The following is a 436-nucleotide window of genomic DNA, read 5'->3' as shown; positions in this document are numbered from 1 at the left end:
TTATATAGAACCTCACTAGTTAAGTAGAATAATAGACTGATCAAGATATTTAAAATAAAATCAGGTATAGTATCTTTGGTTAATCCCTAGCATCTGATAAGCTTCTCCGCATTTAGGATTTTCCGAATCCTAAACGTGAAGAGAAGATAGAGAAACGTTACCCTCTCATAAATCAAAATAACAGTAGGTAAAAATATAGCACAATTCATAAAGTAATGAGATAATCGAAGCATCATTAATCAAAACATCATACAACTTCCTTTGAAAGGGTGAAAATGAACGATGGCATATGATCCAAACATTCATGCAGTACATATAAAAGGTGATAAGAAAGCGGTTGCATTCACATTTGATGATGGACCAAATCCCGTCTATACACCTCAAGTATTAGAAATCTTCCGCCAAGCCGGAGGAAAAGCGACCTTCTATATGATTG

The 436-nt window shown here is 34.4% G+C and carries 1 protein-coding gene; it reads left to right on the top strand.

The genetic code is table 11. The features are described from left to right. Nucleotides 1–282 precede the first annotated feature (282 nt). Nucleotides 283–436: polysaccharide deacetylase family protein (locus AOA60_RS01365; RefSeq protein ID WP_158235013.1), on the top strand; the 154-nt coding region annotated here is incomplete at its 3' end.

The sequence above is a fragment of the Pseudomonas sp. 2822-17 genome, from assembly GCF_002742485.1.
Classification (GTDB): domain Bacteria; phylum Pseudomonadota; class Gammaproteobacteria; order Pseudomonadales; family Pseudomonadaceae; genus Aquipseudomonas; species Aquipseudomonas cyclaminis.
This window is presented reverse-complemented; position numbering and strand designations above follow the sequence as displayed.